The organism is Micromonospora sp. ZG13, assembly GCF_059359355.1.
The window spans coordinates 94,883-111,737 of record NZ_JCADBQ010000006.1; the positions used below are offsets into that span (position 1 = coordinate 94,883).

A 16,855-nucleotide genomic window follows, 5' to 3' on the forward strand; every position below is an offset into this window, starting at 1 on the left:
AGAGCAGGCGTGGGCTGCAACTGCGGCAGCAAGGCCAGGGGCACGACGGTGTGGGTGCTGTCCTACGGGGACGGGCGTCGCGGCGGCGAGTACGGGTCGAAGACGCTGGCGGAGGTCGCCGACGTGCAGAAGGGCGGCGGCGGCGTCATCCGCCAGGTGCAGAGGTAGAGAGCGGGGGTGCGGCGCCCATCGGCACCGCACCCCCAAGAGCACCGTCTGGGCAGCGGGCTGCCCGTTCGGTGGCTACAGGGTCGGCGTGCTGGCCTACTTGGGTCGAAGCTTGGGGCGGCGCTTGATCGACGACATCTTGGCATGTTCGTCTGCCGGCATGAGCAGTATCCGCTTTTGCCAGAGCTTGTCGTCATGCCAGGGCTTAACCTCAATCGGAACATTCAGCTTAATGTGATCGACATTCGTAGCAACGAAGAGACGCTCTTTCGCTGCCTCGCGTTTGACGCTTCGCTGGTATTCCCTGGCATAGGCGGTGAGGGTCCTCTGTAGCCGGTACGCACGGACCGTGCGGACGGCCTGAGTGGCTGCCCTGGGCGTAGCTCGACCGGCGGCCCCCAGGGCGAACCGCAAGGCGGTCAGGAGCTTGAGCAGTTTGCCGGGCCGGTCGTCGAGGACTGCCGCCCATTCCTCGGCGTATCCTGCGGCCATCTCGGGGTCTGTCGTCCAGCGGTAGGCCGACCATCGGGCCAGCTTCCGCGCGGCCCAGGGCGAGATGTCGGTGACCTCGTTGACGAGGAGCCCGAACACGATGCCGAGGATGATTTCCCAGTGGTTCACGCCTGGCACCAGCCGAAGGCCAGGCGGGTCCGAATCGCCGGCGCGGTCTTGGCCTGCCGTTGGGCGATCAGCTCGCGGGCGCTGGCTACGCCGTGTCCGGTGAGCTGGTAGTAGCGGCGGCGAGGCTTGCCGGGTTCGGTGTTCGTGTCCCAGCGGGAGGTCACCCACCGCGATTCGGCGAGCCTCTCCAGGATCTTGTAGATGGTCGGTCCGGACTTCCCCGTGGCCTTCATGATCGCCCAGCCGTGCAGCTCGTAGTCGTCGGCTTCGAGCAGGGCGTTCAGGACGGCCAGGAGCGGTCCCGTTACGCGCACAGGTCCGTCAGGCATGCGCTTAACGATAGTAGGTGAAATAAGGAGCGTCCACTCGCGACCTGCCGACGCGCAGGAGCGCGCCCCTCGGCCGGTGATGACCCGTGCTCACGATCGCGTGGGCTACGCTGTGCCCTGAACTACCGATGCTGGCTGCGGGCCGGTCGGGGATGAGATCCCTACCGTGCTTGAGGAGCCGACGGTGGAATTCGAGATCCCTGGGAGCCTGGACGGGCTCGACCTTGACGCGCTGGGTCAGCTGGAGACGCAGGCCGTGGTGGCGTTCGACGCTCTCCGCGACGACCCGGCCCTGGACGCTGCCGGTCTGACCCGGCTGCGGGAGCTGGCGACGTTCGTGCAATCGGTGCGGACCCAGCAGACGCAGATCGAGCAGGCGGCGCTGCAGGTGGCGTCGGAGCTGGACGATCTGGACGCGGCGGTCCACGGCGCGCAGGAGGGCGGCGACGGCGACGGCGAGGGCGGCGAGGGCGCCGGCGAGGGCGGCGAGGGCGAGGAGGCTCCGCCGGAGGACGCCCCGGTTGAGGAGCAGCCGGCCCCGCAGCCGACGCCGGTCGTGGCGTCGCTCGCGCGGCGGGCGGCCCGCCGGCAGCCAAAGCCGAAGGTCGGCAAGGGCAGCCAGTCAGCGGTTATCAAGGCGGCGGCGGACGTGCCGAACGTGCCGCACGGGCACGTGTTCTCGTCGGTGGCCGAGGTCGCGGCGGCGTTCGACGACAAGTTCGCAGGCTTCCCGCGCGGGGGTGGGGTCGCGACCCGCATCAAGCAGAACGTGGCCCGGGTAGAGCTGCCCGTCGACCAGGCGCTCGTCGCGGGGGGCAGGGGCCTGACCGACATGGAGCTGGTGGAGCTGGCCGCGTCGGAGTCGCGGCTGTCGGGCGGCAACCTCGTGGCGGCCGGTGGCTGGGGCGCCCCATCGGAGACGCTGTGGGAGCTGTGCGAGGGCCTGGAGACGACCGAGGGTCTGCTCGACCTCCCGGGCATTACGATCCCCCGCGGTGGCGGTATCAAGGTGCCAGCCAACCTCGACTTCCGCGATATGTATTCGGGGATCGGGTTCGTGCAGACCGAGGCCGATAGCACCGCGGGAGTTGACAAGTCCTCGTACCGGGTGCCGACGGTGAACTGGGCCGAGACGCGCCTCGAGGTAGACGGGGTGCAGATCGAGCAGGACATCGTGCAGAACGCGGTGTGGCCGGAGCTGACCCGCGACGTGGTGCGCCGGGCGCTCGTCGCGCACCAACACAAGATGAACGCGCGGACGATCGCGCGGATGGCCACCACCCCGGGCCAGTCGACGACGTTCAGCCTGACCCTCGGCGGCGACATCGACGGCGACGAGACGACCACCGCGCTGCTCGGCGCGGCGTCCCTCGCGTCGACCGACTACCGCTACCGGTACCGGATGGGCCGTCGGGCGCTGCTGGAGTGCGCGGCGCCGATGTGGCTGCTGGAGTGGATCCGGGCAGACATGAGCCGGCGGGCCGGGATGAACTACTTCGACATTACCGACGAGCAGATCATCGCGTGGTTCACCCGGCGAAGGTTGCGCCCGCAGTTCGTGTACGACTGGCAGGACGGCTACGTCGACGCGGGCGGCACCGGGTTCGGCGGCACGACCGCGCCGGGCCAGTGGCCGGCGACGGTCGACATGCTGATCTACGCGCCGGGCACGTGGGTGAAGGGCACCAAGCCGATCATCGACCTGTCGGCGGTCTACGACTCGACGAAGCTGAAGGACAACGAGTACATCGCCCTGTTCACCGAGCAGGCGTCGTTGCTGGTGAAGCGGTGCTACATGTCCTACAAGGTGTCGGTGCCGCTGTGCCCGACCGGCGTGACCGGGCAGACGGTCGCGTTCGATTGCACGGCGGTCTGAGCTACCCGTTCGACGGGGCCACGCCCGGCTGGCGCGGCCCCATCTCCGGAGGAGGTGACGGGTGACTCAGCCCTTCGTGTACGTGGAAGCCCCGGCGACGACGCCGTACCGGTACGGGCTGTTCTCGGCGGCTGCCGTGGTCGACCCGGCGGACCAGCGCGAGTTCCAGGCCGGCGTGGAGTGGGAGCCGCAGTGCGTCGACGCGCCCGCGCCGACGAACGTGGCGGCGGCCTCGGACCCGAACCGGGCGCCGATGGCGCTGCCGGACCGGGTGCCGCTCGTGCAGGCCGGGGTGATCCGGCTGTACACGGGCCTGTCCGGCCGGTCGCCGGCCCGCCCGGACCTGCTGGAGCGGGCCCGGCGGGCGATGGGCATGGTCGAGCAGCAGTCGCTAGAGCACTACGCCTGGACCGGCGAGGCCGGGAACGCGGACTACCTGGCGGCGGCCGACACGGAGGTTCTGGCGGGCTCCGACGCGGCGGCGGTGCCGCTGGAGACGGGCGTGGGTCTGCTGGAGGCGCACATCGGCGACCGGTCGGGCGTGCTGGGCGTGCTGTGGGCTCCCCGGTGGACGGCCGGGTGGTTCGCGGAGAAGGGCCAGTCGCGGATCGAGGGTCCGCGGCTGGTGGGCCCGCTGGGCAACCCGATCGTGTTCGCGCAGACGACCGGCGTCGGCCCGGGTGGTGCGGCGCCGGCCGCCGGTGAGGCGTGGCTGTACGCCACGGGTCCGGTGATGGTGCGGCGGTCGGCGGTGTTCCTGCCGAAGCTGCCGGAGGCCCTGGACCGCAAGGACAACGAGGTGTTCGCGGTCGCCGAGCGGTTCTACACGGTGGGGTGGAGCTGCACGGTGGCGGCGGTGAAGGTGAAGCTGCCGGGCGTGCCGGCGTAGGAGGAGAGATGGCCCCGCTGATCTACCCGAACAGCCGCGAGGACGCCAGAGTGCTCGCGCGGCAGCTGCTCGACGCCGCCGGCCCGGACCGGCACGACGAGGTGCGGACGACGAGCGACGGCCCGCTGGGGCTGGCGTTCGACGTGCCCGACGACCTGGCCCAGGAGGCGGCCGGCGGGTACGAGGTGGTCGACCTCAAGGAGGACGAGGGCGACGGCGAGACGTCGACGCCAGAGCCGGACCGCGAGCCCGAGCCGAAGCCGGAGCCGAAGCCGGCCGGCGAGCCGGAGCCGGAGCCGGTGAATGCCGGCGAGAAGAGCACGTCGGCTGACGCCGGGGCCGACGTGTCCGAGGTGGACGCCAAGACGGACGGGGCCTCCCAGCCGCCGTCGAAGGCGTCGCGGTCGCGGTCCCCCCGGAGCCGCTGACCGTCGACCCCACGCCTCGGACTCGCGCCGCCCTGCCTGGTTCTTCCCCGTGCCAGGTGGGGCGGCGTTTTGTGTGACCCGCTCCACGGCCCAGGGCGTACATAAAATTTGTACGCGGGACTGAAAGTTGCATACAATGAATGTGTACGCAACGCGCTACCCCTACAGGAGGGCTGAGAGATGGAGAAGCGGGTCAACGAGCTGCTCGCCGAGTTCAAGGTGGAGGCCGAGGGTGCGGACCGGTGCGGCCTGGTCGCCAAGCTGGCGTTCCGGGTGGTGGAGGCGGAGCGGTCGCTGGAGCGGCTGGCCGGCGAGCTCACCGCGGCGACCGAGGTCGCGGTGTGCAACGCGAAGGCGGGCGACCTGCGGGCGTCGGTGCGCGGCGACCTGCTGGCGGCTGTGAGCGGCAAGGCGGCGGCGGTCGACGCGGCGCTGATGAAGGTGGCCGAGCGGCGGGAGGCCCTGGCGATCGTTGCCGAGAGCGTGCGGGGGACGGCGGCGATCTGAGCGGCGGGCCCCGACGCCCCTCGCGCCCCATGCGGGCGCGGGGGGCGTCTCCGTTTGTGTGGCCCGCTCCACAGCCCGAGCGTACATAAAACCTGTACGTCAGGCCCTCCGTCTGGATACAATGAATATGTATAGCAAGCTACCCCGACTGTGTGAGGAGAGCCCGATGAGCGGCCTGAACTTCGACGTGACCACCGACACCGGCCGGAAGGTCATGAGCTGGGCGGACACCGTGCGCGTCAACAAGCTGAACGCGATGGCGGACGCCTTGCAGGAGGCGCTGCGGGCGCCCGTTCGTCGCCCCACGGAGGAGGAGGACCAGGCGGTGCTGGCCTACAACCGGCGGGTGCGGGAGCACAACGCGCGGGTGCTGGCCGAGCGCGAGCGCCAGGAGGCCGCGCGCCAGCGGCGCGAGAACGAGCGCGAGGCCGCGAAGGTGCGCAAGTCGATGTGCGGGGAGTGCTTCACGGTGCTGCCCGCCTCGGGTGTGTGCGGCAACTGCTGCTGACCGACCCCGAGCGCCCCCGTAGCCGACGTGGCTGCGGGGGCGCTGCCTTTCCCGCCGGCGGGAGGCCGGCGGTTCACGTGGAGGAAGAGCATGACGACAACGACGATGGCGCGGCGCGCGAACGCCGTGCCGGAGGACCCGCGGCAGCACGCGCGGGACATCGCGGAGGCGGTCGACCTGGCGTGGCACAGCCGGTACGGCGGCTCGCGGATCGAGGTGCCGATGAGCGTGGTGGCCGCCCTGGCGCTGGTGGCCCGGGAGGCGGAGGACGTCGACCAGCTCGCGGCGCTGGGCGAGACGATCGAGCGCCTCGACCACGAGGGGTTCGGGCTGCTGATTCAGCGGCTGTGGTGCGAGTTCGCGATGCTGCGGCCCGACCTGAACCCGCGGACGAAGCACCTGTGGTCGTGGACCGACGAGGACCAGGACGAGACGGTGCTGCGCGCGGTGCAGGCCGTCGGCCAGGCGGCGCTGCGCAAGGGCGTGTTCGGGCGGTGCGGGCCCGACGGGTGGGGCGAGACGGACCTGCTCGGGATGCTGCTCCAGACGATGAAGAGCCACGGCGGGCGCAAGGGCATCGGGCAGTTCCTGACGCCGGAGAGCGTGACGCTGCTGCTCGGCAGGATGGTGGCGCCGGCCGAGGGCGCGAGGATCCTGGAGCCGTGCGCCGGCACCGGCACGATGCTGCTCGGCGCCGCGCAGGCGATGCGGGAGGACGGCCTCGACCCGACGACGTGCGAGTGGTGGGCGAACGACATCGACCCGCTGGCGGCGGCGCTCTGCGCGGTGAACCTGCACCTGTGGGGGCTGGGCTTGCGGGTGGTCGTCGGCTGCGGCGACGGGTTGCTGGACGTGTGGATGCGTGAGGCGCTGGAGCACCGGCAGATCGCGATCGACGAGATGCAGCGGGCATGGCGGCAGGCGTGGCAGATCGCGGCGGTGCGGCAGCTCTTGGAGCTGCCGACGCCGGAGGGCGCTCTGGAGCGGCACATGCGCAAGGCGAAGCCGAAGCCGCCGCCCCCGCCGCCGCCCGCGCCGCCGGCCTCGTCGACGTTCGACGCCGAGGCGGTGTTCCGGCAGGGCCGGCTGTTCTGACTGGCCGGTTGTGTGACGCGCTACACGGCCCCTCGCGTACATAAAACGTGTACGCGAGGGAGCCGGTCGCATGCAATGAATATGTACGACATGCCCTGTTCACGTGGAGGTCGAGATGGGCAAGAGCACGATTCAGGCAGGCAAGCGGGCGGCGGTCGACGAATGCGGGCCGCGCAGCTGCATGGACGAGGACGGCTGCTGCGTCCACTGTGGGGCGGCCCGCGACGAGCCGCACCAGCCGGACTGCAAGCCGGACTGCAAGAACGCCGATGAGCTGGACGACGAGCCGGACGACGAGTGCGACGCGCGGCCGGCGGAGGAGGAGTCGTCGGTGGAGTTCCTGGTGACGAGCTGGGGTGGCGGGGCGGTGCGAGTCGTCGGCAACCGCGAGGGCGTGTGGGCGTACTGCCAGATGCGGGTCGCGCGGCGCTACCGCGAGCAGGTGGCCGAGAAGATGCTGGCCTGGCTGGCGGAGGGTGCGCCGTCGCCGCACACGGTCGTGGCGCGGCACGGCGAGACGGAATCCTGGTCGGTCGACGCGATCGCCTAGTGGCTGCGTAGGCGGGGCCGGGCGGCGTGCCCGGCCCCGGTGCGGAGTCCCTAGACGGGCTCTAGCTGTCCGGTCGTTATTGACGATTGCGACCGGACAGCGGCAAGGTATCTGTTCGAGCAAGACCCGGTTCACGTGGAGGTAAACCATGGGTCTACGCGCGCTGATCGGCACCGAACGTGCCGACGGTTCGTACGAGGCGCGGCACGTGCACTACGACGCCGTGCCGACGGTGATCGTGCCCGCCCTGTCGGCGCTGGTGCACGACGAGCTGCACCACGACCTGCCGGCCGCCGTCGAGCGGCTGATGCAGACCAACTGGCGGCGGATCTACGCGCTGCCCGGCTGCCCGCAGATGATCGGCATCCCGTTGGACGAGCCCGGTGAGCGGCTCACCGGCCGGGTCGACGCCACGGCGGCGGACGACCGGGAGTGGGCGTACCTGTTCGGCGGCCACCGGCTGCACGTCTACCTCGGCGTGCCGACCGCGCCGTTCGTGCGCAAGTGGGAGCCGTGGGCGTGCTGGTCGGTCGACGAGCTGCCCCTGGTGCCGCTCACGGAGCTGCTGGACGTGCAGCGGTCCGGCAACCGGCGGCAGTGGCTGGCTGGCGACCGGCTCAAGTTCGAGACGGCCGCCGGCTGCTGCGACCTGGAGGAGGTGCGGTGAGGGCGCTCGTCGGGCAGTTCGCCCCGGGCAGCCGGTGGTACCGGGCCCGGACGGTCGAGCTGGAAGGCCAGCCGAGCTGGACCCTCGCCCAGCTGCGGACGATCTGGGCGCGCACCTTCCAGCGGGACACCGCGGCGATGGTGGAGGCGCTGCTGCACCGGGACTGGTCGGTGCTGGCGTGCACGCCGTGGCCGGCGCAGGCCGTCGCCGAGCGGCGGCCCGAGTGGGCGTACGTGTGCGGCATGGGCCGCGCGGTGCGCACCGGGCAGTCCGGCCGGGCGCTCGTCGGCCAGATGGGCGTCGACGCGCCCGTCGACGGCGACCGCTGGGCCTACCTGTGGGAGGCCGGGCACGGGGCGCTGCACGTCTACGCGGCGCACAGCGGCCGGTGGCACCACCTGGCGACGCTGCCCGCCGACGTGTGGGCGGCGCTGACCGAGCAGCTGGTGGTCGATGTGGAGGCCAGGTTGTGCTGGCTGGAGCGAGAGGAGGCGGCGGCGTGACCGCTGTGACGATGGGACAAGGCAGCCAGCCGATCCGGACGGACGAGCTGCACCGCCGCGACGAGGTGCTGCTGTTCGGGCAGCTCGTGGAGATCGCCGACGTGCAGCCGGTGCGGGACTTCCCGACCTGCGTCAACCTGGTGATCCTGCCGCGCGGCGGGCAGCCGAGGGAGACGCTGGTACCCCGAGACATGCTGCTGCTGGGCATGAGGCTGCCCCGGCTGCTGCCGCTGCCCTGCGGGGGCTGCAAGACGCCGGTGCGCACGCCGGTGGACCTGGCGCAGAGCGTGCCGTCGGAGACGGTGTGCAGCGGGTGCCGCGGCAGGATCGTCGAGGGGACGGCGCGGCTGACGTCGCCGGCCCCGGCGGGGCGGTACTGATGAACGACGTGCTGGCGGCCCTGATGGCCGACAACGACGCCGACCGGGAGAAGTTCCTGAACCGGGAGGTGCTGCGGCACGCGGTGATGCGGCAGATCACCTGCGAGCGGACGGGGCAGGTCCTCGACGTGCGCTCGGCGGTGATGGTGACGTGGATCCGCGGCGACAACCGCAGCGCCGTGGTGGTGACCGGCAACGCGTGGGACGAGGTGGCCGAGCAGATCCGCGCGAAGGTCGCGGAGCTGGGCGCGGAGCTGGAGGTGATCGACGGCCGCCAGTTGTGACGGGACCGCTGACGCTGCGTCAGCCGTGAGAGTATCGGGGCCGCACCCAGGGGGTGCGGCCCCGTTCACTGCGGAGGGAACACAATGGAGCCGTTGGCGCGATTTGAGAGTCACGTCGCCGGACGGAACGCGCAGGTCGCGATCTGGCCTGACCGGATCGAGTGGAGCCGGCCCGGCCGCACGACCGTCGCGAACGTGCTGCTGGTGATCCTGGCCGTCTACACGGTGGCGCTGTCCCTGCTGATCCCTGCGTGCCGGCCGCGCTTCAAGCAGCAGGGCCGCCAGATGCTCGCCATGAAGGCGGTCCAGTCGGTGGCCAGCCAGCGCGACGGGCTGCACACCGCCGTGGCGGTGGTGGCCGGCGCGACGACAATCTCGTTCCGGGTGCCGCACGGCGACGCCGAGCGGATCGAGGCGCTGATCCGCGACCTGGTGCTCGGCACGCACCCGGCGGCGCGCGGGTAGCGGCTGCGCGACGACGCCGAGAGGGCGCTGTGTCCCCCATGGGGCCAGCGCCCTCTCGGCTACGCTGACGGGGTATTCGCCGCTGGCTGCGGGCCGGGCATGGAGCTCTCCTGTTGAGGATGTGCCGATGTCCGCGGTGTGCGACACCCCCGTCAAGGGGAAGATGCTCCGGGCCACGAAGCTCGGGGTGTGCGGCGACCCGATCCTGGGCGCCGGGAACTGGCCGGTCCACGTCACGTCGAAGGGCTTCGTGACGGTCGAGTACGCGCCCGAGGTCGACGAGGGCGAGGAGATCGACCAGAAGGACGCCAACGGCGACAACCTGGTCTACGAGCCGGCCCGGCGGCGGATCAAGATGTACAACGTGACCGTGACGGCCGGGCGGGTCGACCCGGAGCTGTTCACGCTGTTCACCGGGATGCCGGTCGTGCTCGACGAGAACGGCGACGCGACCGGGATGCGCTTCACCAGCAAGCTGAACCTCGACTCGGCGGTGGCCCTGGAGCTGTGGTCGGGCACGTCGCAGAAGAAGTGCGTGGCCGGCGCGGTGCAGCGGCCCCGGTTCGGCTACTTCCTGCTCCCGCAGCTCATCGACGGGATGATCGGCGACTTCACGATCGAGAACGCGGCGGCGAGCTTCACGCTGACCGGCAAGGCGATCGAGAACCCGGCGTGGGGCGTCGGCCCGTACGACGTCTACCTGCGGTCGACCGGCGTCGAGCCGCTGCTGGACCCGATGGGCGACTTCGACCTGCTCCACATGGACTGGACGATGCTGCCGCCTCCGGCACCGACGTGCGGCCTGACCGCGCGGCCGCCGGACGGCACGGTGGTGAAGCTGGCGACCGACGCGACGAACATGACCGCCGAGTTCACGGCGACGTACGTGCCGCCCGGCCCGCCGGTCCACCCGTACACGGTGGATTGGGGCGACGGTGCGCAGACGCCGGGCCCGGCCGAGGAGGCGGCGGTCAGCCATCAGTACGCGGCCCCCGGGACGTACCTCATCACGGTCACCGACACGACGACGGGCGCGCAGCGCTTCAAGTCGTTCGTCGCGCCCTCGCTGTAGGGACCGCCGTGACGCAGCCGGTGCGGACCGGCCCGTGCTCCTGGCCGCTGAACACGGCCTACCTCAAGGGCTGGACGGAGCTGGACGAGGCGGTCCGGACGACGGCCACGGACCTCGCCACAGAGGTGCTGTGGGCGCTGTCCGGGCGGCGCTTCGGCCTGTGCTCGTCGACGGTGCGGCCGTGCCGGCGCGACGACCGGGACCAGTGGTGGCGGGAGGGGTGGCTGCCGCTGACGTACGCCGGCGCGCTGCCGTACGGGAGCCTGCTCATCAGCCTGTGCGGCTGCGCCGACTGGTCCTGCGGGTGCCTGCCGCCCGGGACGGAGGTGAGCCTGCCGGGCCCGGTCCACGCCGTCACCCAGGTGCTCATCGACGGGCAGGTCCTGCCGGCGGCGGCGTACGTGGTCCACAACCGGCGGTGGCTGGTCCGCGTCGACGGGGAGAAGTGGCCGGCCTCGCAGGACCTGAGGGCCGCCGACGACCAGCCGGGCGCGTGGGCGGTCACCTACCAGCGGGGCGTCGAGGTGCCGGCCGGCGGCCGGATCGCCGCCGGGCAGTACGCGGCCGAGGTGGCGAAGGCGCTGACCGCCGACAACTCGTGCCGGCTGCCTCGCCGGGTGCAGTCGCTAGTGCGGCAGGGCGTGCAGCAGACGTTCGTCGACCCGGCGCAGCTCGCCAAGGACGGCATGACCGGGCTGCCCGAGGTCGACCAGTGGTTGCGGGTGGTGAACCCGCACCGGCTGCCCCGCGACACGGTGGTGTGGTCGCCGGACCTGAACCGCGGCCGACGGAGGACGTCGTGACGGAGCCGGTGCCGGCACCCGCCGACGACGTGGCCTGGCCGGTCGCGGTGCGGCTGCGCGAGCTCATCGGGGAGGCCCTGGCCGACGCGCTCGGCGGCGCCCCGGCGGTGTGCGCGGTGGTGCCCGGCCGGGACGTGGCGATCGACTCGTGCTGCGAGGGCCAGGCGTGGGTGCGGATCGTGCGGACGTACCCGGTGCTGGCGGGTGAGTTCCCGAACGGGCGGGGCACGCCCCTCGACGACGGCGCGGACCCGGGCGCGTTCTGGGCGGTGGAGTTGGGGGCGGGCACCGCCCGGTGCGCGCCGACCCCGGACGACCAGGGGTTCCCGCCGACGGCGGCCGAGCTGGAGCAGTCGGCGGCGGAGCTGGCCGACGACGCCGGCCGGATCCGGCGGGCGGTGCTGTGCGAGCTGCGGAAGGTGCCGGCGGTCGACGAGGTGTGGATCGGCGAGCAGTCCAGCGTCGGGCCGTCCGGCGGCTGCGTCGGCCAGGAGGTCCTGGTCGCGGTGCAAACGAACGTGTGCGTGTGCGAGAAGGAGTGAAGGCGATGCGCGAGGGTCAGCAGGTCACGGTGCGGGCGTTGACGGCGATGCCCGGCGTCGCCGACGGCGAGGTGCGGCACGTCCCGTGGGATGCGCGGCTGGCGACGCTCGTCGACGCCGGCCGGTACGAGGTCCTGGACGACGGCGACCGGCAGCCGGCCGCCGTGGTGGTCGACGGCGGCGAGCCGGCTGGCGACGTCGACGAGCCGCCGGCCACCGCGGCAGCCGGCGACGTCGACGGCGAGCCGACCGCGAGACGGGCGCGGCGGCGCTGATGGCGGTGCGCGTCAACGCGCGGGTCGAGCTGTTCGCGGGGGAGATGCGGCAGCTGCTCACCGGCCCGGTCGGGCCGGTGCTGCGGTTCGTCCGGAGCGTGGCCCGCCGGGTCCGAACCCGGGCAGTGCTCAAGTGCCCGGTCGACACCGGCCGGCTGCGGTCGGCGCACCGCGAAGAGGTCGGTGTGCGGCGCGGCCAGGTCTACGGGTTCGTCACCAACGACGTGGAGTACGCGGCGGCTGTGCACGGCGGCACCCAGCCGCACCAGATCCGGCCCCGGCGGCCGGGCGGCGTGCTCCGGTTCGAGACGGGCGGCCAGGTCGTGTTCACCACGCTGGTGAACCACCCGGGCACCAGGGCGCAGCCGTGGCTGCGGGAAGCGATGGAAGAGGTGGCGGTGCCGGCGGGGTTCCGGCTCGTCCGCTCCTAGGGAGGGAAACGATGAGGGAGTTCACGACCAGCGCGAAGGTCGCGCAGCAGGCCGGCGACGGCAAGAAGCTGCACGACGTCGACTTCAAGCTGGACAAGGTGAAGATGACGTGCCGGGCGCCGAAGGATGCCCAGCTGGCGTACCTGGTGGCGGCGGCGTCGACGAGCCGCACGCAGGAGGACCAGGTGGCGGCGGTGCTCGACTTCTTCGAGCAGACGCTGGATCCGATGAGCCTGCGGGTGTTCCGCAAGCGGCTGCTCGACACCGACGACGAGTTCGACTTCTCCGACGCCATGGGGATCTTCACGCACGTCGTCGAGGAGTGGTCGGCCCGCCCTACTGGGTCGGGCAGCGACTCCTGACCCTGGCGGTCAAGCGCTGGCCCGAGTTCCACGGCACGATGCTGCTGCGTACCGGCCGGGAACCGCTGGACCTGCCGCTGCCGTCGCTGCTGGACGTGATCTACGCCTGGTGGGTGGAGGGCGGCACCGAGAAGGACGTGGCGAAGTTCCGGCAGGCGTTGGAGGCCCCGCCGCCGTCGGCGGAGCTGGACGGCCGCGAGGAGTGGTCGGACGAGGAGACGGACGAGTCGTTCGCTCGGGCGCTGGGCGGGATGCAGCGCGCGGCCGGCAGATAGCGAAGGAGGGCGCCCCCGGGTGGGGGCGCCCTCCTCGCGTCGGCGGGTCAGCGGAAGTCGTTGTCGCGGAACGTGGTGCGGGTCGGCAGCGGTGCCGGCGGGACCGGCGGGGCCGCCGGCTCGTCGCCGACCGGGGCGGCGGCGAGGAACGGCAGGAACCGCTCCAGGAAGTCCTCGACGCCGGGCAGCGCGAGCACACGCGTGATTGCGGCGGCGACGGCGACGACCTGGGCGACGGCGGGGAAGGTGTCGATGCCGCCGGCGACGGCGATCGTCGGCAGCAGCGTCAGCGCGGCGACGGTTGCCGCGAAGATCGTGCGGGCGGTCGCCCGCCACGGGTGGCGGGTCTGGGTGGGTGCGGTCACAGGTGGCCTCCGAGAGAGACGATCTTGGCTTTGAGCTGGGTGTTCTCGACCTGCAAGCGGTCGCGTTCAGCGATGACGACCTCGCGGGCCCGTAGCTCGGCCCGGAGGTGGGCGACCTCGCCCCCGGTGATGGCCAGCTCCTCGCGGAGCTGTGCGATGGTCAGGTTCGCGGCCGCCATCTGCGTCTCGGCGAGCTGGAGCTTCGTCTCCGCCCCGGCGAGCTGGGCGTCCATGCGGCCCAGCAGCCGCTCGGCGATCTGTGTCCCGTAGTCGGCGAGGGCGACCTTCTCCTTGCGCCGACCGACGAGCCACGTGAAGATGCGGTCGATGACGACGCCCGCGATCGACCCGCCGCCGAGCAACGCGACGATCCACTCGGGCTTCATTGCGGCCGGCCCTAGCTGACCGGGTTGCGGTAGGCGGCGTTCCAGGTGTTGACGCCGAGGAGGCCGTCTTCGCGGAGGCCCTGGTCGTCCTGGAAGGCCAGGATCAGCGCGCGGTACTCCGGGCCGTAGATGCCGTCGTTGCCGGCCCCGCCGAGCCAGCGGCGGCCCTTGCCGACCGACCAGCCCCGGCGGCCGAGCTGGGTGGCCCAGTCCTTGAGCCAGGCCCGGTCAGTGCGGCCCCGGAAGTAGCGCTCGTGCTTGCCGGACACCGAGTAGTCCGGACCGGACGCCGGCCCGAAGTACCAGCCGGCGGGCAACGGGAACGCGACCGGCGTGCCGGGCGCGGGCTTCGTGCCGGCCGGGGGCTTCGGCGACGGCTGCGGCGTCGGGCTCCCGACGATGGGCAGGCCCGCCTTGAGCCAGGAGTAGATCTCGTCGCCGGGGCATTCGGTGGACCCGCGGTCGCGGTGGCCGAGGAGCGTGAGCCGCTTGCCCTTGCGGTCGTTGGCTTCCTCGTAGAGCCACTTGAAGGCGCGGCGGGCGGCGTCGGAGACGTCCTGGCGGCCCTTCTGGTCCTTGCCGATGATGCAGACGCCGATGGCCTCGGTGTTGTGGCCGGCGCAGTGCGCGCCCACCGTCGTCCACCCGCGGCCCTCGTAGATGAGGCCGCTGACGGAGTTGATGAGGAAGTTGTAGCCGATGTCGCTCCAGTTCCGGGCCCGCATGTGGAAGTCCTGGATCTGGCGGGGCGTCTGCGTCGCGCTCGCGGCCGAGTAGTGGCCCATGAAGACGGTCCGCTTGGACCAGGGCACGGTGGAGCGGGACTCAGGTGGCCGGGCGCCCCATTCGGCGCGGCTGATGATGTCCACGGGTGACCCTCCAACAGCTCGAACTAGCTGTCGGGGGACAGGTCTTACGGTAGCGGGCCGTCGTGCGGCGCGCGGTCCGGGCTGGGGTGGGGCGGGCGGGTCGCTGGTGCTTTGTGAGCACGACCCGCCCGCCCCGCGAGCGGCACGTCCAACGACGGAAAGGCGTGCCTGCTCGGGCCTGGGGGAGCGGGCCCGCTGCGGCTGCGTCGTGTTCTGCGCAGCGGGCCCGCTCGGACCGCGCGACCGAGGACACGGGGGGGGGGGGGGGGGGGGGGGGGGGGGACTCGGTAGCGCGGGCTGAGGCCCGCCGGCCGCCGCATCGCGGGAAGCAGCGGCCGGCGGGTGTTCATGGTGAGACGGTCAGCGGGCGTGCGCGGGGATGTCGAACTCGCCCGCCTTCGCGCCGGCGATGAAGGCGTCCCACTCGCCCGCGTCGAAGACGCGCGTCGGGCCCTGCGGGTCGCGGCTGCTGCGCAGCTCGACGTTGCCGCCGCCGATGAACTTGATCTCGACGCAGTTGTCGCAGTTCGGGCCGGACTTGGTGCTCTTGAACCACGAGTTGAGGTGTCGCTGGGCCATGACGTGCTCCTCTTTCTGTCGCCGGCCGCTCGGGTTGCAGCCGGGCGGGATCAGGTGCGCCACACGAACGCGAGGTCGTCGGGCGCGTCGCTGACGACGATCACCTTGACCAGCAGCAGCTCCAGGACGGACTGCCGGCAGGGCGGGGCGATCGCGTCGAGGGTGGCCCGGCGCTCGGCGGCGGTCCAGGTCACCGACTCGATGGCGTCGGCGGGCAGCGCGATCCGGCGGCAGCCGAGGCCGCACTTGTAGGTGCGCTGCCCCCACGCGGGGTTGGGGTGCATCGGCACGTCGCACGGGCCGCACCAGATCAGGTTCCGCAGCAGGTACGGGTCGTCAGTGGTGGCGAGGCCCGCCCGGGCCGGCGCGGGGATCATCGTTCGGCCCCATGGTGTCCAGTCGCCGGGGGGTGGGGCTGTGCTGCCCACCCCCCGGCCAGTGCCGGCCGGGCTGCGTCGGAACCTGACGCGATGCCCGTCGGATTCGCCGGCTCCTGCACCGACCCGGCACCCCCTGCGGGGTCGGCGGACGGGACGGGCCGCTCGTGCCACAGCTGGGGCGCTGCGTCGGCGGCCGTGACCGAGGCGGGGTTGACCCCTGCCGCCTCGATCACCACGGAAGCGTTGTAGCGGGACCGGCAGCCGACCTGCCCGCAGAGGCAGGTCCCCATCGGGCCCGGCTGGTGTCGCAGGTAGACCTCGACGCAGTGCCGGTACATGACGCCGCGTGAGAGGTTCGGGATGACGTCGGGCAGGCGCACGGTCATGGCCGCACTCCCTGGCCGCGCCGCCGTTGCCCGAGGGTGAAGAGTCCGGCCATCGGCCAGTCGATGGCGGTCGGGCTGTTCCACCGTGGTGGCGCGGGCGGTGCCGGAGGGCCCGGCGGTGCCGGTTCCCCCGGGCCCTCCGGCACCGTCCGCGCCCACCGGGCGGCGGTACACACCCACGAGTCGTCGCACCAGGTGCAGCGCCGCTGCACCTGGAGGCGGGGCAGCCAGCCTCGCCGCAGGTCCAGGTGTCGCCGGCCGGGCCGGTGGACGGCCAGCACGTAGTCGGCGAAGGCCCGGCGGTGGCCGTCGCCGCCGAACACGATGTAGCCCTCGTGGGGGACGAACTCGCCGGGCGGCGGCGGTGGAACGTCGCCGTCGACGAGCAGGGTGGTGCGCGCTGCTGCTTGTAGACCGTGTCCTACCTGGACCATGAGATGCCCCCAAGGGTGCGGTTCTCCATCTTGGTCTTGCTTGGCACCGTGCTGGTTTAGCACTGTGCCGGCTGGCACGGTGCCAGCATGGCACGGAGCCGGTCGATGTCACAAGGGGCGCGCGGGAACTGACTCGGCGTGTCTGGTGCGGACGCGCCGAGGGGCCGGCACCGTGCGGTGCCGACCCCTCGGGTGTGGACTGCTGGACGTCAGGCCAGGTCGAACGCTCCGGCCTTCGCGCCGGCGATGAACGCGGCCCAGCCCTCGCCAGCGAAGGAGAGCACAGGGCCGGTCTTGTCCTTGCTGTCGCGGACGCGCATCACGCTGCCGTCAACAGCGTCGGACACCTCGACGCAGTTCTGGCCGCCGTCGGACCGGGTGGACTTCCGCCAGTGGCGGAAGGTGGGATCGCTCATGGAGGACTCC

The 16,855-nt window shown here is 72.2% G+C and carries 29 protein-coding genes; 20 read left to right on the forward strand and 9 right to left on the reverse strand.

The window, feature by feature from the left end:
- Window positions 1-9 precede the first annotated feature (9 nt).
- Window positions 10-168 (forward strand): hypothetical protein, encoded by a 159-nt coding sequence (locus AC5L34_RS15275; RefSeq protein WP_494825464.1) that lies wholly within the window; start codon window positions 10-12, stop codon window positions 166-168.
- A gap of 96 nt (window positions 169-264) precedes the next feature.
- Here the strand turns inward: AC5L34_RS15275 and AC5L34_RS15280 are convergent, their stop codons facing one another.
- Both AC5L34_RS15280 and AC5L34_RS15285 read right to left on the reverse strand, forming a co-directional pair.
- Entirely contained in the window at window positions 265-789 is a 525-nt protein-coding gene (locus AC5L34_RS15280; protein ID WP_494825466.1) for a hypothetical protein, read from the reverse strand.
- Complete coding sequence (locus tag AC5L34_RS15285) at window positions 786-1,118, reverse strand: PadR family transcriptional regulator (protein ID WP_494825467.1); 333 nt, start codon at window positions 1,116-1,118, stop codon at window positions 786-788. Before AC5L34_RS15285 ends, AC5L34_RS15280 begins: the two co-directional genes overlap by 4 nt.
- A gap of 184 nt (window positions 1,119-1,302) precedes the next feature.
- Here AC5L34_RS15285 and AC5L34_RS15290 point away from each other — a divergent pair, with 184 nt between their 5' ends.
- The 19 genes from AC5L34_RS15290 (at window position 1,303) to AC5L34_RS15380 (ending at window position 13,030) form a co-directional block, all read left to right on the forward strand.
- Complete coding sequence (locus tag AC5L34_RS15290; protein WP_494825469.1) at window positions 1,303-2,994, forward strand: major capsid protein; 1,692 nt, start codon at window positions 1,303-1,305, stop codon at window positions 2,992-2,994.
- A gap of 61 nt (window positions 2,995-3,055) precedes the next feature.
- Window positions 3,056-3,883: a hypothetical protein gene (locus tag AC5L34_RS15295; protein ID WP_494825471.1), complete on the forward strand. Its 828-nt coding sequence runs from the start codon at window positions 3,056-3,058 to the stop codon at window positions 3,881-3,883.
- An 8-nt stretch (window positions 3,884-3,891) separates the two neighbouring features.
- Window positions 3,892-4,311: a hypothetical protein gene (locus tag AC5L34_RS15300; RefSeq protein ID WP_494825473.1), complete on the forward strand. Its 420-nt coding sequence runs from the start codon at window positions 3,892-3,894 to the stop codon at window positions 4,309-4,311.
- 180 nt (window positions 4,312-4,491) lie between these two features.
- Window positions 4,492-4,818 carry a hypothetical protein gene (locus tag AC5L34_RS15305; protein ID WP_494825475.1) on the forward strand — a complete coding sequence of 109 codons (327 nt, stop codon included), beginning with the start codon at window positions 4,492-4,494 and terminating at the stop codon, window positions 4,816-4,818.
- A gap of 166 nt (window positions 4,819-4,984) precedes the next feature.
- Complete coding sequence (locus tag AC5L34_RS15310) at window positions 4,985-5,326, forward strand: hypothetical protein (protein ID WP_494825477.1); 342 nt, start codon at window positions 4,985-4,987, stop codon at window positions 5,324-5,326.
- A 90-nt stretch (window positions 5,327-5,416) separates the two neighbouring features.
- Complete coding sequence (locus tag AC5L34_RS15315; protein ID WP_494825479.1) at window positions 5,417-6,421, forward strand: N-6 DNA methylase; 1,005 nt, start codon at window positions 5,417-5,419, stop codon at window positions 6,419-6,421.
- Window positions 6,422-6,524: 103 nt separating this feature from the next.
- Complete coding sequence (locus tag AC5L34_RS15320) at window positions 6,525-6,971, forward strand: hypothetical protein (protein WP_494825480.1); 447 nt, start codon at window positions 6,525-6,527, stop codon at window positions 6,969-6,971.
- A gap of 148 nt (window positions 6,972-7,119) precedes the next feature.
- Entirely contained in the window at window positions 7,120-7,638 is a 519-nt protein-coding gene (locus AC5L34_RS15325; protein WP_494825482.1) for a hypothetical protein, read from the forward strand.
- Entirely contained in the window at window positions 7,635-8,141 is a 507-nt protein-coding gene (locus AC5L34_RS15330; RefSeq protein WP_494825484.1) for a hypothetical protein, read from the forward strand. Before AC5L34_RS15325 ends, AC5L34_RS15330 begins: the two co-directional genes overlap by 4 nt.
- The gene (locus AC5L34_RS15335) at window positions 8,138-8,521 is read left to right on the forward strand and encodes a hypothetical protein (RefSeq protein WP_494825486.1); all 384 of its coding nucleotides are present in this window, start codon (window positions 8,138-8,140) and stop codon (window positions 8,519-8,521) included. The genes AC5L34_RS15330 and AC5L34_RS15335 overlap by 4 nt, the downstream gene beginning before the upstream one ends.
- The gene (locus tag AC5L34_RS15340; RefSeq protein WP_494825488.1) at window positions 8,521-8,805 is read left to right on the forward strand and encodes a hypothetical protein; all 285 of its coding nucleotides are present in this window, start codon (window positions 8,521-8,523) and stop codon (window positions 8,803-8,805) included. Before AC5L34_RS15335 ends, AC5L34_RS15340 begins: the two co-directional genes overlap by 1 nt.
- Window positions 8,806-8,898: 93 nt before the next feature.
- The gene (locus tag AC5L34_RS15345; protein ID WP_494825490.1) at window positions 8,899-9,270 is read left to right on the forward strand and encodes a hypothetical protein; all 372 of its coding nucleotides are present in this window, start codon (window positions 8,899-8,901) and stop codon (window positions 9,268-9,270) included.
- A gap of 127 nt (window positions 9,271-9,397) precedes the next feature.
- Window positions 9,398-10,342: a PKD domain-containing protein gene (locus AC5L34_RS15350; RefSeq protein WP_494825492.1), complete on the forward strand. Its 945-nt coding sequence runs from the start codon at window positions 9,398-9,400 to the stop codon at window positions 10,340-10,342.
- A gap of 8 nt (window positions 10,343-10,350) precedes the next feature.
- Window positions 10,351-11,145 carry a hypothetical protein gene (locus AC5L34_RS15355; RefSeq protein ID WP_494825494.1) on the forward strand — a complete coding sequence of 265 codons (795 nt, stop codon included), beginning with the start codon at window positions 10,351-10,353 and terminating at the stop codon, window positions 11,143-11,145.
- Window positions 11,142-11,687, forward strand: a complete 546-nt coding sequence (locus tag AC5L34_RS15360; RefSeq protein ID WP_494825496.1) for a hypothetical protein — start codon at window positions 11,142-11,144, stop codon at window positions 11,685-11,687. Before AC5L34_RS15355 ends, AC5L34_RS15360 begins: the two co-directional genes overlap by 4 nt.
- Window positions 11,688-11,692: 5 nt before the next feature.
- A complete protein-coding gene (locus AC5L34_RS15365; RefSeq protein WP_494825498.1) occupies window positions 11,693-11,962 on the forward strand; it encodes a hypothetical protein in 270 nt (89 codons plus the stop codon).
- Entirely contained in the window at window positions 11,962-12,393 is a 432-nt protein-coding gene (locus AC5L34_RS15370; protein ID WP_494825499.1) for a hypothetical protein, read from the forward strand. The genes AC5L34_RS15365 and AC5L34_RS15370 overlap by 1 nt, the downstream gene beginning before the upstream one ends.
- Before the next feature lie 11 nt (window positions 12,394-12,404).
- Window positions 12,405-12,755, forward strand: a complete 351-nt coding sequence (locus AC5L34_RS15375; protein ID WP_494825501.1) for a hypothetical protein — start codon at window positions 12,405-12,407, stop codon at window positions 12,753-12,755.
- Complete coding sequence (locus AC5L34_RS15380; RefSeq protein ID WP_494825503.1) at window positions 12,716-13,030, forward strand: hypothetical protein; 315 nt, start codon at window positions 12,716-12,718, stop codon at window positions 13,028-13,030. The genes AC5L34_RS15375 and AC5L34_RS15380 overlap by 40 nt, the downstream gene beginning before the upstream one ends.
- A 47-nt stretch (window positions 13,031-13,077) precedes the next feature.
- Here the strand turns inward: AC5L34_RS15380 and AC5L34_RS15385 are convergent, their stop codons facing one another.
- From AC5L34_RS15385 to AC5L34_RS15415, 7 genes are all read right to left on the reverse strand, one after another.
- Window positions 13,078-13,395, reverse strand: coding sequence for a hypothetical protein (locus AC5L34_RS15385; protein WP_494825505.1), 318 nt, complete (start codon window positions 13,393-13,395; stop codon window positions 13,078-13,080).
- Window positions 13,392-13,781: a hypothetical protein gene (locus tag AC5L34_RS15390; RefSeq protein ID WP_494825506.1), complete on the reverse strand. Its 390-nt coding sequence runs from the start codon at window positions 13,779-13,781 to the stop codon at window positions 13,392-13,394. The genes AC5L34_RS15385 and AC5L34_RS15390 overlap by 4 nt, the downstream gene beginning before the upstream one ends.
- An 11-nt stretch (window positions 13,782-13,792) precedes the next feature.
- Complete coding sequence (locus tag AC5L34_RS15395; RefSeq protein WP_494825508.1) at window positions 13,793-14,650, reverse strand: peptidoglycan recognition protein family protein; 858 nt, start codon at window positions 14,648-14,650, stop codon at window positions 13,793-13,795.
- Window positions 14,651-15,010: 360 nt separating this feature from the next.
- Window positions 15,011-15,229, reverse strand: coding sequence for a DUF397 domain-containing protein (locus AC5L34_RS15400; protein ID WP_494825510.1), 219 nt, complete (start codon window positions 15,227-15,229; stop codon window positions 15,011-15,013).
- A 50-nt stretch (window positions 15,230-15,279) separates the two neighbouring features.
- A complete protein-coding gene (locus AC5L34_RS15405; RefSeq protein ID WP_494825512.1) occupies window positions 15,280-15,606 on the reverse strand; it encodes a recombinase zinc ribbon domain-containing protein in 327 nt (108 codons plus the stop codon).
- 385 nt (window positions 15,607-15,991) lie between these two features.
- On the reverse strand, window positions 15,992-16,429 hold the full coding sequence (locus AC5L34_RS15410) for a hypothetical protein (protein WP_494825514.1): 438 nt from the start codon (window positions 16,427-16,429) through the stop codon (window positions 15,992-15,994).
- A gap of 209 nt (window positions 16,430-16,638) precedes the next feature.
- A complete protein-coding gene (locus AC5L34_RS15415) occupies window positions 16,639-16,845 on the reverse strand; it encodes a DUF397 domain-containing protein (RefSeq protein WP_494825516.1) in 207 nt (68 codons plus the stop codon).
- Window positions 16,846-16,855 lie beyond the last annotated feature (10 nt).

What these genes read in the sequence shown, in the direction of transcription:
- AC5L34_RS15300 (WP_494825473.1), top strand. Translation starts at nt 3,892, where the DNA reads ATGGCCCCGCTGATCTACCCGAACAGCCGCGAGGACGCCAGAGTGCTC.
- AC5L34_RS15315 (WP_494825479.1), top strand. Translation starts at nt 5,417, where the DNA reads ATGACGACAACGACGATGGCGCGGCGCGCGAACGCCGTGCCGGAGGAC.
- AC5L34_RS15350 (WP_494825492.1), top strand. Translation starts at nt 9,398, where the DNA reads ATGTCCGCGGTGTGCGACACCCCCGTCAAGGGGAAGATGCTCCGGGCC.
- AC5L34_RS15410 (WP_494825514.1), bottom strand. Translation starts at nt 16,429, where the DNA reads ATGGTCCAGGTAGGACACGGTCTACAAGCAGCAGCGCGCACCACCCTG.
- AC5L34_RS15400 (WP_494825510.1), bottom strand. Translation starts at nt 15,229, where the DNA reads ATGGCCCAGCGACACCTCAACTCGTGGTTCAAGAGCACCAAGTCCGGC.
- AC5L34_RS15340 (WP_494825488.1), top strand. Translation starts at nt 8,521, where the DNA reads ATGAACGACGTGCTGGCGGCCCTGATGGCCGACAACGACGCCGACCGG.
- AC5L34_RS15305 (WP_494825475.1), top strand. Translation starts at nt 4,492, where the DNA reads ATGGAGAAGCGGGTCAACGAGCTGCTCGCCGAGTTCAAGGTGGAGGCC.
- AC5L34_RS15375 (WP_494825501.1), top strand. Translation starts at nt 12,405, where the DNA reads ATGAGGGAGTTCACGACCAGCGCGAAGGTCGCGCAGCAGGCCGGCGAC.
- AC5L34_RS15390 (WP_494825506.1), bottom strand. Translation starts at nt 13,781, where the DNA reads ATGAAGCCCGAGTGGATCGTCGCGTTGCTCGGCGGCGGGTCGATCGCG.
- AC5L34_RS15405 (WP_494825512.1), bottom strand. Translation starts at nt 15,606, where the DNA reads ATGATCCCCGCGCCGGCCCGGGCGGGCCTCGCCACCACTGACGACCCG.
- AC5L34_RS15285 (WP_494825467.1), bottom strand. Translation starts at nt 1,118, where the DNA reads ATGCCTGACGGACCTGTGCGCGTAACGGGACCGCTCCTGGCCGTCCTG.
- AC5L34_RS15365 (WP_494825498.1), top strand. Translation starts at nt 11,693, where the DNA reads ATGCGCGAGGGTCAGCAGGTCACGGTGCGGGCGTTGACGGCGATGCCC.
- AC5L34_RS15310 (WP_494825477.1), top strand. Translation starts at nt 4,985, where the DNA reads ATGAGCGGCCTGAACTTCGACGTGACCACCGACACCGGCCGGAAGGTC.
- AC5L34_RS15370 (WP_494825499.1), top strand. Translation starts at nt 11,962, where the DNA reads ATGGCGGTGCGCGTCAACGCGCGGGTCGAGCTGTTCGCGGGGGAGATG.
- AC5L34_RS15325 (WP_494825482.1), top strand. Translation starts at nt 7,120, where the DNA reads ATGGGTCTACGCGCGCTGATCGGCACCGAACGTGCCGACGGTTCGTAC.
- AC5L34_RS15415 (WP_494825516.1), bottom strand. Translation starts at nt 16,845, where the DNA reads ATGAGCGATCCCACCTTCCGCCACTGGCGGAAGTCCACCCGGTCCGAC.